Source organism: Citrobacter sp. On2M (assembly GCF_018035235.1).
GTDB classification, from domain to species: Bacteria; Pseudomonadota; Gammaproteobacteria; order Enterobacterales; family Enterobacteriaceae; genus Citrobacter; species Citrobacter meridianamericanus.
The window spans coordinates 411968-426951 of sequence record NZ_WPCV01000002.1; the positions used below are offsets into that span (position 1 = coordinate 411968).

11 protein-coding genes are annotated in these 14984 nt (G+C 52.1%); 5 read left to right on the forward strand and 6 right to left on the reverse strand.

What is annotated here, in order from left to right; translation table 11 throughout:
- Positions 1 to 4 precede the first annotated feature (4 nt).
- The 5 genes from On2M_RS04210 to caiF all read left to right on the forward strand — a co-directional run bounded on the left by On2M_RS04210 (position 5) and on the right by caiF (position 7484).
- Positions 5 to 1012 (forward strand): LacI family DNA-binding transcriptional regulator, encoded by a 1008-nt coding sequence (locus tag On2M_RS04210; RefSeq protein ID WP_151216705.1) that lies wholly within the window; start codon positions 5 to 7, stop codon positions 1010 to 1012.
- Between the two features lie 133 nt (positions 1013 to 1145).
- Positions 1146 to 1967, forward strand: a complete 822-nt coding sequence (dapB, locus tag On2M_RS04215) for a 4-hydroxy-tetrahydrodipicolinate reductase (protein WP_210904419.1) — start codon at positions 1146 to 1148, stop codon at positions 1965 to 1967.
- Positions 1968 to 2422: 455 nt separating this feature from the next.
- Positions 2423 to 3571: a glutamine-hydrolyzing carbamoyl-phosphate synthase small subunit gene (gene carA, locus On2M_RS04220; protein WP_187253708.1), complete on the forward strand. Its 1149-nt coding sequence runs from the start codon at positions 2423 to 2425 to the stop codon at positions 3569 to 3571.
- A 17-nt stretch (positions 3572 to 3588) separates the two neighbouring features.
- Positions 3589 to 6816, forward strand: a complete 3228-nt coding sequence (gene carB, locus On2M_RS04225) for a carbamoyl-phosphate synthase large subunit (protein WP_210904420.1) — start codon at positions 3589 to 3591, stop codon at positions 6814 to 6816.
- A gap of 272 nt (positions 6817 to 7088) precedes the next feature.
- Positions 7089 to 7484 carry a carnitine metabolism transcriptional regulator CaiF gene (gene caiF / locus On2M_RS04230; protein ID WP_151216708.1) on the forward strand — a complete coding sequence of 132 codons (396 nt, stop codon included), beginning with the start codon at positions 7089 to 7091 and terminating at the stop codon, positions 7482 to 7484.
- Between the two features lie 76 nt (positions 7485 to 7560).
- Here the strand turns inward: caiF and caiE are convergent, their stop codons facing one another.
- The 6 genes from caiE to caiT form a co-directional block, all read right to left on the reverse strand.
- Positions 7561 to 8157: a carnitine operon protein CaiE gene (gene caiE / locus On2M_RS04235; RefSeq protein ID WP_151216709.1), complete on the reverse strand. Its 597-nt coding sequence runs from the start codon at positions 8155 to 8157 to the stop codon at positions 7561 to 7563.
- Between the two features lie 6 nt (positions 8158 to 8163).
- A complete protein-coding gene (caiD, locus tag On2M_RS04240) occupies positions 8164 to 8949 on the reverse strand; it encodes a crotonobetainyl-CoA hydratase (RefSeq protein WP_116360653.1) in 786 nt (261 codons plus the stop codon).
- A 54-nt stretch (positions 8950 to 9003) separates the two neighbouring features.
- Positions 9004 to 10557: a crotonobetaine/carnitine-CoA ligase gene (caiC, locus tag On2M_RS04245; RefSeq protein ID WP_210904421.1), complete on the reverse strand. Its 1554-nt coding sequence runs from the start codon at positions 10555 to 10557 to the stop codon at positions 9004 to 9006.
- 62 nt (positions 10558 to 10619) lie between these two features.
- Positions 10620 to 11837: an L-carnitine CoA-transferase gene (gene caiB, locus On2M_RS04250; protein WP_151216711.1), complete on the reverse strand. Its 1218-nt coding sequence runs from the start codon at positions 11835 to 11837 to the stop codon at positions 10620 to 10622.
- Between the two features lie 105 nt (positions 11838 to 11942).
- On the reverse strand, positions 11943 to 13085 hold the full coding sequence (caiA, locus tag On2M_RS04255) for a crotonobetainyl-CoA dehydrogenase (protein ID WP_005124373.1): 1143 nt from the start codon (positions 13083 to 13085) through the stop codon (positions 11943 to 11945).
- 34 nt (positions 13086 to 13119) lie between these two features.
- On the reverse strand, positions 13120 to 14637 hold the full coding sequence (gene caiT / locus On2M_RS04260; protein ID WP_151216712.1) for an L-carnitine/gamma-butyrobetaine antiporter: 1518 nt from the start codon (positions 14635 to 14637) through the stop codon (positions 13120 to 13122).
- Positions 14638 to 14984 lie beyond the last annotated feature (347 nt).

Consider the following 14984-nt stretch of genomic DNA (forward strand, 5'->3'; position numbering starts at 1 on the left):
AGTCATGACCACAGTCACGCTGGCGCAGGTTGCTGAACGCGCGGGAGTGTCCACGGCAACCGTTTCAATGGTGCTGCGTAACCGGGGACGCATTTCTCAGGCAACACGTGACCGGGTACTTAAAGCGCTGGACGATGCTGGCTACGTTTATAATCAAACCGCTGCTAATCTGCGTAACCGGAGCAGTAATCAGGTTGGATTGTTGTTACACGACATCACTAACCCTTTTTATGGTGAGATGACAGCAGGGCTAAGCCATGAGATGGAGCGGCATGACCTGCTGCTGTTTCTGGCAAACAGCGAAGAGTCAGGAGAACGGCAGCAAAAATTTGTCGACTCATTAATGCGCAATAATGCCTGCGGGATGGTGCTCTGCGCGGCGCGCGAAACACCGACATCCTTTTTTGAAGCACTGAAAAGGCGCAATATTCCTGCCATCATGGTGGTCCGCCCCCTCAGCGATCCTGATTTTGATTTTGTGGGAACGGATAACTTTCTTGGTACGCAAATGGCCACTACTCATTTAGTCAGAATGGGGCATAAGAATATTGCGTTTATTGGGGGGAGCCCAAGTTCAGGTAGCCGGGCACAGCGTATCGGTGGCTTCACCAGCACGTTGCTGGAGCAGGGGATATCACCGAATCCGGAATGGATAGTCGCCACGCAGGCCAGCCAAATTGACGGCGCAAAAGCGGCGGAGTCTCTTTTTCTGCGTTTCCCGCAAATTACCGCCGCCGTTTGTTATCAGGACATCGTAGCGCTTGGGGTCATGCAGGCATTACGTAAAATGGGGCGTGAACCGGGGCGCGATTTTGCGCTGGTGGGATTCGATGACATCACCGAAGCGGCGCTGGTGCAACCTGCGCTTACTACCGTCTCAGTGGCCGCAAAAGAGATTGGTCGCAAGGCTGGAGAGCTGCTTTATAGCCGCATTCAGGGAAATGACGAACCACCGAAACGCATTATTCTGCCACCTGCGCTGGTAGTCAGAGAATCATGTGGTTTTTGCTGATCGTCATGCCTTTTACTGATATCTCTGCCTGTTTATCATTAAATTCTAATTATCGACGTTTTGGGCTGGCGGCGCAGCGATGCGCTGGTTAATCTGAAAACGATTTACGTAAAATTAACAAAAGAGAATAGCTATGCATGATGCACAAATCCGCGTTGCCATCGCGGGAGCCGGAGGACGCATGGGGCGTCAGTTGATTCAGGCCACTCTCGGCATGGATGGCGTACAGCTCGGCGCGGCGCTGGAGCGTGACGGTTCTTCCTTATTAGGAAGCGATGCAGGAGAGTTGGCGGGAGCCGGGAAAACGGGCGTAACCGTACAAAGTAGCCTTGAAGCGGTGAAAGATGATTTCGATGTTTTCATCGATTTTACCCGCCCGGAAGGCACGCTGACGCATCTGGCGTTTTGCCGCCAGCACGGTAAAGGAATGGTGATTGGCACCACCGGCTTTGATGACACAGGTAAACAGGCTATTCGCGATGCCGCGCAGGAGATTGCTATTGTTTTCGCCGCGAACTTTAGCGTGGGTGTGAATGTCATGCTGAAGCTGCTGGAGAAGGCGGCGAAAGTGATGGGTGATTACACCGATATTGAGATTATCGAAGCGCACCACCGCCACAAGGTGGATGCGCCGTCAGGCACTGCGCTGGCCATGGGCGAGGCGATTGCTGGGGCGCTGGATCAAGATCTGAAAGACTGCGCAGTCTATTCCCGTGAGGGTTACACTGGCGAGCGCGTACCGGGCACGATCGGTTTTGCCACGGTACGAGCGGGGGATATCGTCGGGGAACACACCGCGATGTTCGCCGATATTGGCGAGCGTATTGAGATTACGCACAAGGCGTCCAGTCGCATGACCTTTGCTAACGGTGCGGTGAGATCGGCAATTTGGCTGAAATCAAAGTCAAATGGTCTTTTTGATATGAAAGATGTGCTTGATTTACGTAATTTATAGCTTTTACTACCCTTCGTGATGTGGTTATTGTAATCATAATTAATTGATTACATGGGGCAATACTTTATTGCCCTTTAATTTTTAGTGTTTGAGTATTGTTTTTCATTTAAATGCAATTTTACCAGTTTTTTGTGGTGGTGTTTTGTTATCTGAATGTGAATTTTGACCAAATGGTCCACTTTTTACTATCGCACTTCCTGTTTTTACACTCTTTATCTGCCGCAAGCGTTTTCCATCCCAAGTTAGCTGATCTTTTTGCCTGTTAAATCGTGTGATTTATCCCAGTGGCGTAAAATAATAATAAAAAATGTCCTTTTGGGTAGACTTTTACGTGGGCTGTCTCTAGAATGCCGCCGTTTGCCAGAAATCCATAGGTAAGCAAATTTGCATTGATTCATGATGTGTAAATGAATTAATATGCAAATAAAGTGAGTGAATATTCTCTGGAGGGTGTTTTGATTAAGTCAGCGCTATTGGTTCTGGAAGACGGAACCCAGTTTCACGGTCGGGCCATAGGGGCAACAGGTTCGGCGGTTGGGGAAGTCGTTTTCAATACTTCAATGACCGGTTATCAAGAAATCCTCACTGATCCTTCCTATTCCCGCCAAATCGTCACTCTTACTTATCCTCATATCGGTAATGTCGGCACCAATGAAGCCGATGCTGAATCTTCTCAGGTACATGCGCAAGGCCTGGTCATCCGCGACCTGCCGCTGATTGCCAGCAACTTCCGCGATACCGAAGACCTCTCTTCCTACCTCAAGCGCCATAACATTGTGGCGATTGCTGATATTGATACCCGTAAGTTGACGCGTTTGCTGCGTGAAAAAGGCGCACAAAACGGTTGCATCATTGCGGGCGATAACCCGGATGCCGCGCTGGCGCTGGAAAAAGCGAAAGCATTCCCGGGCCTCAATGGTATGGACCTTGCGAAAGAAGTCACCACCGCGGAGCCGTATAGCTGGACGCAAGGTAGTTGGACGCTGGCCGGTGACCTGCCGGAAGCCAAATCTACCGATGAACTGCCGTTCCACGTTGTGGCGTACGATTTCGGCGCTAAACGTAACATTCTGCGTATGTTAGCGGACCGCGGCTGCCGCCTGACGGTGGTTCCAGCGAAAACCTCCGCTGAAGACGTTCTGAAGATGAATCCGGACGGTATCTTCCTGTCTAACGGCCCTGGTGACCCGGCACCGTGTGATTACGCGATCACGGCAATTCAAAAGTTCCTCGAAACCGATATTCCGGTATTTGGCATCTGCCTCGGCCATCAGTTGCTGGCGCTGGCGAGCGGTGCGAAGACCATCAAGATGAAGTTCGGCCATCACGGCGGTAACCACCCGGTAAAAGACATTGATAAAAATGTGGTGATGATTACCGCGCAGAACCACGGTTTTGCGGTTGATGAAACCACGCTGCCGGCTAACCTGCGCGTGACCCACAAGTCGCTGTTCGACGGCACCCTGCAAGGGATTCATCGCACCGACAAACCGGCGTTCAGTTTCCAGGGGCACCCGGAAGCGAGCCCGGGTCCGCACGATGCCGCACCGCTGTTCGACCACTTTATCGAGTTAATTGAGCAATACCGTCAGTCCGCGAAATAATCAGGAGTAAAAGAGCCATGCCAAAACGTACAGACATAAAAAGTATCCTGATTCTGGGCGCGGGTCCGATTGTTATCGGTCAGGCGTGTGAGTTTGACTATTCCGGCGCACAGGCGTGTAAAGCCCTGCGTGAAGAGGGTTACCGCGTTATTCTGGTGAACTCTAACCCGGCAACCATCATGACCGACCCGGAAATGGCCGATGCCACCTATATCGAGCCGATTCATTGGGAAGTGGTACGCAAAATTATTGAGAAAGAGCGCCCGGATGCGGTGCTGCCAACCATGGGCGGCCAGACAGCGCTGAACTGCGCGCTGGAGTTGGAGCGCCAGGGCGTACTGGCTGAGTTCGGTGTGACCATGATTGGCGCAACGGCGGATGCCATTGATAAAGCGGAAGACCGTCGTCGCTTCGATATCGCGATGAAGAAGATTGGTCTCGACACCGCGCGTTCAGGCATCGCTCACACCATCGAAGAAGCGCTGGCAGTTGCCGCTGACGTTGGCTTCCCGTGCATTATTCGCCCTAGCTTCACCATGGGCGGCACTGGCGGCGGTATCGCCTACAACCGTGAAGAGTTCGAAGAAATCTGTGAACGCGGTCTGGACCTTTCCCCAACCAACGAACTGCTGATTGATGAATCGCTGATTGGCTGGAAAGAGTACGAGATGGAAGTGGTTCGTGATAAAAACGACAACTGCATCATCGTCTGCTCCATCGAAAACTTCGACGCGATGGGCATCCATACCGGTGACTCCATCACAGTGGCGCCAGCCCAGACGTTAACCGACAAAGAATATCAAATCATGCGTAACGCCTCGATGGCGGTACTGCGTGAAATCGGCGTGGAAACCGGCGGCTCTAACGTCCAGTTTGCGGTAAACCCGAAAAACGGTCGTCTGATTGTTATTGAGATGAACCCGCGCGTGTCCCGCTCCTCAGCGCTGGCGTCCAAAGCAACCGGCTTCCCGATTGCTAAAGTCGCTGCCAAGCTGGCGGTAGGTTACACACTCGACGAGCTGATGAACGACATCACTGGCGGCCGCACTCCGGCTTCGTTTGAGCCGTCCATCGACTACGTTGTGACGAAAATTCCCCGTTTCAACTTCGAGAAATTCGTTGGCGCTAACGACCGTCTGACCACGCAGATGAAATCTGTTGGTGAAGTGATGGCGATTGGCCGTACCCAGCAGGAATCGCTGCAGAAAGCGCTGCGTGGTCTGGAAGTGGGCGCGACCGGCTTCGACCCGAAAGTAAGCCTGGACGATCCTGAAGCGCTGACCAAAATTCGCCGCGAGCTGAAAGACGCGGGCGCAGAGCGTATCTGGTATATCGCCGATGCCTTCCGCGCGGGCCTGTCCGTCGACGGCGTGTTCAACCTGACCAACATCGACCGCTGGTTCCTGGTGCAAATTGAAGAACTGGTACGCCTGGAAGAAAAAGTAGCCGACCTTGGCATCAACGGCCTCGACGCTGACTTCCTGCGCATGCTGAAACGTAAAGGTTTCGCCGATGCGCGTCTGGCGAAACTGGCCGGCGTTCGCGAAGCGGAAATTCGCAAACTGCGTGACCAGTACAATCTGCATCCGGTCTACAAGCGCGTGGATACCTGCGCAGCAGAATTTGCCACCGACACCGCCTACATGTACTCCACTTATGAAGATGAGTGTGAAGCAAATCCGTCCGTCGACCGCGATAAAATCATGGTGCTGGGCGGCGGTCCAAACCGTATCGGTCAGGGCATCGAGTTTGACTACTGCTGCGTACACGCCTCGCTGGCACTGCGCGAAGACGGTTACGAGACCATCATGGTCAACTGTAACCCGGAAACCGTTTCTACCGACTACGACACCTCCGACCGTCTGTACTTCGAGCCGGTAACGTTGGAAGACGTACTGGAAATCGTGCGCATCGAGAAGCCGAAAGGCGTTATTGTGCAGTACGGTGGCCAGACTCCGCTGAAGCTGGCGCGCGCGCTGGAAGCAGCAGGCGTGCCGGTAATCGGTACCAGCCCGGATGCCATTGACCGTGCGGAAGACCGTGAGCGCTTCCAGCACGCGGTTGACCGTCTGAAGCTGAAACAACCGGCGAACGCCACCGTGACGGCCATTGAACAGGCTGTTGAGAAGGCGAAAGAGATTGGTTACCCGCTGGTGGTGCGCCCGTCCTACGTTCTCGGTGGTCGCGCGATGGAAATCGTCTATGACGAAGCCGACCTGCGTCGCTACTTCCAGACTGCGGTCAGCGTGTCTAACGATGCACCGGTGCTGCTGGACCGTTTCCTTGATGATGCGGTTGAAGTGGACGTGGATGCTATCTGCGACGGCGAAATGGTGCTGATTGGCGGCATCATGGAGCACATCGAACAGGCGGGCGTACACTCTGGTGACTCCGCATGTTCTCTGCCTGCGTACACGCTGAGCCAGGAAATTCAGGATGTAATGCGCCAGCAGGTGCAGAAACTGGCCTTCGAACTGCAGGTTCGCGGTCTGATGAACGTCCAGTTTGCGGTGAAGAATAACGAAGTTTACCTGATTGAAGTCAACCCGCGTGCGGCACGTACCGTTCCATTCGTCTCCAAAGCAACGGGTGTACCGTTGGCGAAAGTCGCGGCGCGCGTAATGGTCGGAAAAACGCTGGCACAGCAGGGCGTCACCAAAGAAGTTATCCCGCCATACTACTCGGTAAAAGAAGTGGTGTTGCCGTTCAACAAGTTCCCGGGCGTTGACCCGCTGTTAGGGCCTGAAATGCGCTCTACCGGGGAAGTGATGGGCGTGGGTCGTACCTTCGCAGAAGCGTTCGCCAAGGCACAGCTGGGCAGCAGCTCCACCATGAAAAAACAGGGTCGTGCACTGCTCTCCGTTCGCGAAGGCGATAAAGAGCGCGTGGTTGACCTGGCGGCGAAGCTGCTGAAGTTTGGTTTTGAGCTGGATGCAACGCACGGCACGGCAATTGTGCTGGGCGAAGCGGGTATCAACCCACGTCTGGTGAACAAGGTGCATGAAGGGCGTCCGCACATTCAGGATCGTATCAAGAATGGCGAGTACACTTACATCATCAACACCACCGAAGGTCGTCAGGCGATTGAAGACTCTAAGCTGATTCGCCGCAGCGCGCTGCAGTACAAAGTGCATTATGACACCACTTTGAACGGCGGTTTCGCGACGGCGATGGCGTTGAATGCCGATGCCACTGAGAAGGTGACCTCGGTGCAGGAAATGCACGCGCAGATCAAAAAGGCATAAGCAAAGGGGCCGGTGATAATTGCGTTAACCGGACCTGTAATATTATCTTGAAAGGGTTTCTGTAAAGAAACCCTTTTTTACCTCTCGTAAGGTCATTCCTGGCCAAATGCAGTTTCATAACCACATTTTCAATGTAATAAGCACGATATTGCTCACACTAATCAACATTCAAGTCGCATACTATCTTTTATATCCACAATTTTAATATGGCTTAGTTTTTATTAATTTGGACAGGCCGTAGCCAGATTTTTAATTTGTGAAATGGTGTGCTTATGTGTGAAAAATATGTTGAAAGACCGCTTTATTTGTTAATTGCTGACTGGATGATGGCTGAAGATCGTTGGATCACCGCAAAGGAAATTTCCCGCCATTTTGATATTGAACACTGCAAGGCAATTAATACGCTCTCTTATATTTTGTCGGAAGTGGGAGAAATTGTTTGTGAAGTTAAGATGATCCCTAATCAGATTGCAGGCCGGGGCTGCCAGTGCCAGCGTCTGGTGAAAGTCATCAGTATTGATTCCCACCTCTACAACCGATTGAGCCACAATTTGCAGGAAAAAAAGGTGAGTGTGGCGAAAACGCCGCGACTGTCTGGCGTTCCGCCAACAGAGCTCAACCGTGAGCAGAAATGGCAGATGATGCTGTCAAAAAGTATGCGTCGCTAATGATTCGCTTACCTGATGGTAGCGTTAACGGTGATTGATTCGTAGGCCGGATAAGCGTTAGCGCATCCGGCATAGATTACTGGGCTGATTTGGGTTTCACGTCCGTCGTGCCTTTCAGGCGCGGCCGGTTTTCTTCGACCTGCGTTAATGGCTGCGTTTCACGTAAACCTGCCCGGCAGCGGACCGCAAGGTCCTGATACTCTTTAGTGTTCAGTCGCTTCCAGTGCAGTTCCTGGTCAGTGACTTCACGCAGTACGCGAGCAGGTGAACCGACCAGCAGTTGCCTTGCTTCCCCCTGAAATCCGGCTTTGACAAAGCTCATGGCGGCGACAATGCTCTCTTCGCCAATCACCGCGCCGTCCATAATTACGCTGTTCATGCCGATCAGCGCGTCCCTGCCCACCACGCAACCGTGCAGGATTGCACCGTGGCCGATGTGCCCATTTTCATGCACGATGGTGTCAGTGTCGCAATAACCATGCATGATGCAGCCATCCTGCAAGTTAGAACCCGCCTCCAGAATCAGGCGACCATAGTCACCGCGCAGTGAGGCGTGTGGGCCGACGTAGACGCCAGCTCCCACGATCACATCACCAATCAACACGGCGCTGGGATGAACATACGCCTCTGGATGCACTACCGGAATCAGGCCTTCAAAGGCGTAATAGCTCATCGGTTATCAGCGTCCTTTCCACACCGGATCGCGTTTTTCTGCAAATGCCTGAGGTCCTTCGAGCGCATCTTCTGAGTGCAGCACCGACGGATAGTGCTTCAGTACTCCGCTGCGGATGTAACGGTAGCCCTCTTCTACCGGCATTTCACTGGTCGCACGATAAATTTCTTTCAGTGCGGCGATAGCCAGCGGGGCGCTATTCACCAACTGCTGCGCCAGTTCGCGCGCGCTATCCATCAGCTCGCTCTGGCTGACAACGCGGTTGACGATACCCCAACGCAGCGCTTCTTCTGCGCTCATTCGTCTGCCTGTCATCACCATTTCGTTGACGATAGCCGGTGGCAGCAGTTTAGGCAGACGCAGTACGCCGCCGCTGTCAGGTACGATCCCCAGTTTGGCTTCTGGTAGCGCAAAGCTGGCATTTTCCGCACAGACGATAAAATCCGCTGCCAGCGCCAGCTCAAAACCGCCACCAAACGCATAGCCGTTAACTGCGGCGATAACCGGCTTATCGAGGTCGAAAATTTCGGTTAAACCAGCGAAACCGCCGGGGCCAAAGTCGGCATCTGGCGCTTCACCTTCGGCCGCTGCTTTTAAGTCCCAGCCCGCAGAAAAGAATTTCTCACCGCCGCCGGTGATAATCGCGACGCGTAATTCCGGGTCGTCACGAAAATGAAGAAAAGCTTCCCCCATGGCAAAACTGGTTTTTGCGTCAATAGCGTTGGCTTTAGGACGATCGAGAGTAATTTCCAGGATCGGGCCATTACGGGTCAGATGTAATGATTCACTCATAGTTCATCTCCAGATAAATAAATTTCCCGGCAGGAGGAATTCCAGCCGGAAGGGTTATTTCAGATTTTTTTTGATTATTTTTCCTGAACAATTGCGTGGCAGGTCGGTTCTTATCTCCATAAACGAGGGAACCTTGAATTTCGCCATATTGTTTTCGCAGAAGCTAAAGAACTCAGCTTCGCTTAATGTTTCACCTTCATTGAGCACGATAAATGCTTTAATGGCTTCATCACGGATCGAATCTTTTATACCGACAACCACAATGTCCTGAATTTTCGGGTGCGCAGAAATAATATTTTCCAGCTCGACGCAGGAGACATTTTCCCCGCCGCGTTTAATCATGTTGCAGCGCCTGTCGACGAAATAAAAAAATCCGTCCGCATCCTGGTAACCCGAATCTCCGGTATGTAACCAACCCTCAGGTTCCAGCGCTTTGGCGGTAGCCTCCGGCTGCGCATAGTACTCTTTGAAGATAGTTTTGCCCGGCACGCCTTTAATGCAGATTTCGCCAATTTCTCCGGCGGGCAGGGGACGGTTTTGATCGTCACGGATTTCGGCTTCATAGCTAAAACCCACGCGACCTATAGAGGGCCAGCGCCGTTTGTCTCCTGGGCGATCGCCAATAATGCCAACGATGGTTTCGGTCATACCGTAGGACGTCAGCAGCCTGACGCCAAAGCGTTCGGTAAAGGCGTCTTTTTCCTGCTCGGATAAATTGAGATAGAACATCACTTCGCGCAGGCGATGCTGTCTGTCCGTTGGGGCCGCGGGTTGTACCATCAGGGTTCTGATCATCATCGGAATGCATTCGGTGACCGTCGCCTGGTATCTACGTACCTGATCCCAGAACGCCCTGGCGCTGTACTTCTCCAACAGCACAAAGGTGCTGCCTGCAGAGAATGCCGCCATGGCCGCCGTACACTGACAGTCGATATGAAAAGCGGGCATCACCGTCATGTAGACGTCGTCATCACGCAGGGCGATTTGCCAGGAGGTGTAATAGCCGGCAAATCGCAGGTTGTAGTGGGTAATGACAACCCCTTTAGGTCGTGAGGTGGTGCCAGAGGTAAACAGAATTTCTGCCGTATCATCAGTGGATAACGCGGGCGTATAACACAGCGTAGTCGACTGGCGGGCTTGCAGTTGGGTAAAGTGGCTCACGCCGTCGTCAACCGGAAGTTGCTCGCCAATCAGGCAAATATGATTAAGCGGAGTCGTATTTTCCAGCCGTATCTGGCGATACATAGGATAAAACTGGGCACTGGTGACTAACAGGCTCACATGGCTGTTTTGCAGGATCCAGGTGCTTTCTTCGCCCAGTAATCGGGCATTAATCGGCACCATAATGGCGCCAATTTTTGCCAGCCCAAACCAGCAAAAGATGAATTCCGGACAGTTATCAAGATGCAACGCGACCTTGTCGCCTTTGCGGATCCCTAAGGAATGGAAAAGGTTCGCCGTGCGGTTAATCTCTTCATTGAGCGAGGCATAGCTAAACTGCCGAACGTTTCCTTCGCAGGATTCGAAAATTAACGCCGTTTTATCTTCGTACACCCCGGCCAGGTCGTCCCACATCTGACGTAAGTTTTGTCCGCCAACGATATCCATATTGCTTTATCCACTGAAATCAGGCGTGAGCGCTAACCCACTCGCGGGTCAGCGCGTCACGTTTATTCCTCAACTCTGGCCAGGCCTTTGCCGACCAGCTCATTTATGTCTGCTTCGCTATAACCAATGTTTTTCAGAATGGCGGCGGTATCCATGCCATGTGACGGCATGCCACGCCAGATTTTCCCCGGGTTGTTTTTAAATTTCGGCATGATATTCGGTCCTTTGCAGGTGCGACCATCCATCGTTTGCCACTGAGTAATAGATTCACGAGCAACGTACTGCGGGTTGCCTTCCAGTTCCGGAATGGTCAGTACCTTCGCGCAGGCGATATTCAGCTCTGCAAAGCGCGCCTGCACTTCGGCGATGGTGTGCGTTGCCAACCACGCATCCAGTTTCTCTTCCACGAGCGGGCCATAAGGGCATTCCACGCGATGGATAAGCTGGGTACCTTCCGGGACTTCTGGCGTACCAAGAATATGGGCGAGGCCGATATCTTTGAAGCATTCATTGATTTGTGTGATGCCTACCAGCTCCATGACGATATAACCATCGGCGCATTTATACAGGCCGCAGCCAGCGTAATACGGATCTTTGCCTTTGGTCATGCGTGGGCAAATTTCGCCGCCGTTAAAGTAATCCATCATGAAGTACTGACCCATACGCAGCATGACTTCGTACATGGCGATATCAATGCTTTCACCTTTGCCCGTTTCGCGTACTTTGTGCAGGGCAGCCAGCGCCGCTGTCGTTGCGGTCATTCCTGAGAAGTAATCGGCGGTGTACGGGAAAGCAGGCATCGGCTGATCAACGTCGCCGTTTTGGATCAGATAGCCGCTGAACGCCTGCGCGATAGTGTTATATGCCGGAAGATTAGTGTACTCATCGGTCCCAAACTGGCCGAAGCCGGAAAGGTGGGCGATTACCAGTTTCGGGTTATGTTCCCACAGCACTTCATCAGTAATTCCGCGACGAGCAAAGGCCGGGCCTTTACTGGCTTCAATGAAGATATCGGTGGTTTCCATTAGCTTCAGAAATGCTTCCCGACCTTCATCTTTGAAAATATTCAGCGACAGGGCGTGTAGGTTACGACGTGAGAGCTGCGGATAGTTAGGCTGTACGCGGATGGTATCGGCCCACGCAACGTTTTCAATCCAGATAACCTCAGCACCCCATTCGGCGAACATCTGTCCGGCGAACGGACCGGCAATCTCGATCCCTGAAAATACAACTCGTACCCCGGCAAGTGGGCCAAAGGTTGGCATTGGTAAGTGATCCATAATTTTGCTCCTGGCATTTTTTTGTATGCCCGGTAAGCACAGCTCCACCGGGCATATTGCCGGATGGCGGCGTTAACGCCTTATCCGACCTACGAAACGAACGAATCAACGGTATTGCTTCAATACCGCACGACCCAACGTCAGGATCTGCATTTCGTCAGAACCACCAGAAACACGGTCAACGCGCAGGTCACGCCAGAAGCGCGTGATGCGATGATTGCCCGCGATACCCACTCCGCCCAGCACCTGCATGGCGGTGTCTACCACTTCAAATGCCGCGTTGGCGCAGAAGTATTTGCACATTGCCGCGTCACCCGAGGTAATGGTGCCGTTATCCGCTTTCCAGGCAGCTTCCAGCAGCATGTTTTTCATGGAGTTCAGTTTGATCGCCATATGCGCAAACTTCTCCTGAATCAGCTGGAAACGGCCGATAGCTTCGCCAAACTGCACGCGCTGATTGGCGTAGCGCGCCGCATCTTCAAACGCGCACATTGCCGTACCGTAGTTGGTCAGTGCGACGAGGAAGCGTTCATGGTCAAACTCTTCTTTTACGCGATTGAAACCGTTACCTTCCCGACCGAACATGTCTTTCTCGTCCAGCTCAACGTCGTCAAAGGTGATTTCACAGCAGCTATCCATGCGCAGACCGAGTTTCTCCAGTTTGTTGACCTTGATGCCCGCTTTGCTCATGTCAACGAACCACTCGGTGTAAACAGGTTTATCCGGCGATGCGCCATCTCTCGCCATTACCACGATGTAAGGGGTATAGGCACTACTGGTGATAAAGCACTTACTGCCATTAAGATAAACCTTACCATTTTTACGTGTATAAGTGGTTTTCAGGCTGCCAACATCCGATCCCGCTCCCGGTTCGGTGATCGCAGAGTTCCACATCTGCTTACCGGTTCCCTGGAACGCCATAATTTTATCGATTTGTTCCTGGGTCCCTTCACGCAGGAAGGTGTTAAAACCCCCCGGTAACTGGTACAGCACATAGGTTGGCGCGCCCAGGCGGCCGAGTTCCATCCAGACGGCGGCCACGGTGACAAAACCCGCTTCCAGTCCACCGTGTTCTTCCGGAATCAACAGGCTATCGATGCCCATATCCGCCAGCGCTTTAACAAAACGCTCAGGGTAGACGCTGTCGCGATCGCACTCGGCAAAATAAGCTTCCCAGTTCTCACTGGCCATCAGTTCACGAATACCGGCGACAAACAGCTCCTGCTCGTCATTTAAGTTGAAATCCATCTTTCAGCCTCTTGATCAATTGGGTTAATAAGAATTACTTGTCTTTCCAGTGCACTTTGGCGTCTTTAATAAAGGACAGCGTCACCATGATATTGACGAAGAACAGCGGGCATCCTCCGGCGATAATCGCGGTCTGTATTGGCTTCAGCCCGCCCAGCGCCAGTAGAACGATACCGATGATGCCGACCAGCACGGACCAGCCGATACGCACTAACAGCGGTGGTTCTTCACCATCGCGGACTTCGCGACAGGTGGACATCGCCAGGGTATAAGAGCAGGCGTTAATCAGCGTGACAGTGGCAATAAAACAAAGGATGAAGAAGCCCCACATGGTGGCGGTGCTGAATGGCAAGGCGGCCCAGGTTTCGATAATGGCGCGCGCCACGCCGTGTTGTTCAATCAGCTGTGGGATGTTGAGAATGTTTTTATCCATCAGCAGCAGGGTATTGCTGCCAAGGACTGTCCACAGGATCCAGGTAGAAGCGGTCAGGCCCAGCACCATCCCAAAGCACAGTTCACGTACGGTACGACCACGAGAAATACGTGCCAGGAAGATGCTCATCTGGATGGCGTAAATGACCCACCATGCCCAGTAGAAGACGGTCCAACCCTGCGGGAAGCCGCCTTTGCCGATGGCATCGGTATAGAACAGCATGCGCGGCAGATACATCAGCAGCATGCCGACCGAGTCGGTAAAGTAGTTCATGATGAAGCTGGCGCCGCTGACGATAAACACCCAGCCCAGCATCAGGAAGCTCAGGTAGCTACGTACGTCGCTGGCGATTCTGACTCCTTTTTGCAGGCCGCAGGCTACGCAAATGGCGTTCAGAATGATCCAGCAGGTAATGATGATGGCATCTAATTGCAGTGTATGCGGAATACCGAACAGCCATTGCATACACTCGGTTACCAGCGGTGTCGCCAGACCGAGGCTGGTACCCATCGCAAAAATCAGCGCTACCAGGTAGAAGTTATCAACGATGGTGCCGAACAGCCCTTTCGCATGCTTTTCGCCCACTAATGGTACCAGCGTGGAGCTAGGACGGATGACGTCCATCTTGCGCACAAAGAAGAAATAGGCGAAGGCCACGGAAAGGAAGCTGTAGGTTGCCCATGGCAGCGGTCCCCAGTGGAACAGGCTGTAAGCCAGACCTATCTCTTTCGCACCCGTGGAATTGGGTTCCAGGGCGAACGGTGGGGTGGAGATATAGTAGTAGATCTCGATGGAGCCCCAGAACAGTACCGCTGCTGAAGTACAGGAGGCGAACATCATAAAGATCCAGCTGGCGGTACTAAACTCCGGTTTTTCGTCGCCTAATTTCTTTTTGGCATACGGGCCAAAAACCAACCAGAACCAGCCGAAGAGCATGACGACCATATACCATTCAAATGCCCAGCCCCAGACACTGGTGACATAACTGAATACCGCATTAATAACGACGTTAGCGGCATCGAGATCTCTTACTGTTAGCCAACAAAGTATTCCAACTATTATTAATGGCGGAAAAAAAACCTTCGGTTCAATTCCCGACTTTCTCTTTTCATTTTTCATAAGTGAATTCCAGTGTGAAAACGAAATTTATTTAGCGTGCCCGTGTGTGATCGTTTGTTTATTTATTATTAATGATTTGTTGATAACTTTTTAACCTCTGGGGGCGCCTCAGTGAGTAACTCATAATGAGTATTCATTTCGGGTGATTCTGTTATCTGTGTCACACTTTTTTACGCTGGTTAATTTGCTTAAATTCATGCTGTTTTTTGTTGTTAATCAGTGTGTTATCTGTGGTTTTTTAACTTTTTTAAGTGGCTGGCGTTCAATATTGTTGAACCCGCAGACAATATTGAAAATTTTTATATTTGTCGTAATTCTTTCAATATTGGTGAGGTGCGTAACACTAT

Bases quoted from the DNA above. Each gene is read 5' to 3' on its own strand.
- caiD (WP_116360653.1), bottom strand. From the start codon at position 8,949: ATGAGTGAATCATTACATCTGACCCGTAATGGCCCGATCCTGGAAATT.
- caiT (WP_151216712.1), bottom strand. From the start codon at position 14,637: ATGAAAAATGAAAAGAGAAAGTCGGGAATTGAACCGAAGGTTTTTTTT.
- On2M_RS04210 (WP_151216705.1), top strand. From the start codon at position 5: ATGACCACAGTCACGCTGGCGCAGGTTGCTGAACGCGCGGGAGTGTCC.
- caiE (WP_151216709.1), bottom strand. From the start codon at position 8,157: ATGAGCTATTACGCCTTTGAAGGCCTGATTCCGGTAGTGCATCCAGAG.
- caiF (WP_151216708.1), top strand. From the start codon at position 7,089: ATGTGTGAAAAATATGTTGAAAGACCGCTTTATTTGTTAATTGCTGAC.
- caiC (WP_210904421.1), bottom strand. From the start codon at position 10,557: ATGGATATCGTTGGCGGACAAAACTTACGTCAGATGTGGGACGACCTG.
- caiB (WP_151216711.1), bottom strand. From the start codon at position 11,837: ATGGATCACTTACCAATGCCAACCTTTGGCCCACTTGCCGGGGTACGA.
- carB (WP_210904420.1), top strand. From the start codon at position 3,589: ATGCCAAAACGTACAGACATAAAAAGTATCCTGATTCTGGGCGCGGGT.
- caiA (WP_005124373.1), bottom strand. From the start codon at position 13,085: ATGGATTTCAACTTAAATGACGAGCAGGAGCTGTTTGTCGCCGGTATT.
- dapB (WP_210904419.1), top strand. From the start codon at position 1,146: ATGCATGATGCACAAATCCGCGTTGCCATCGCGGGAGCCGGAGGACGC.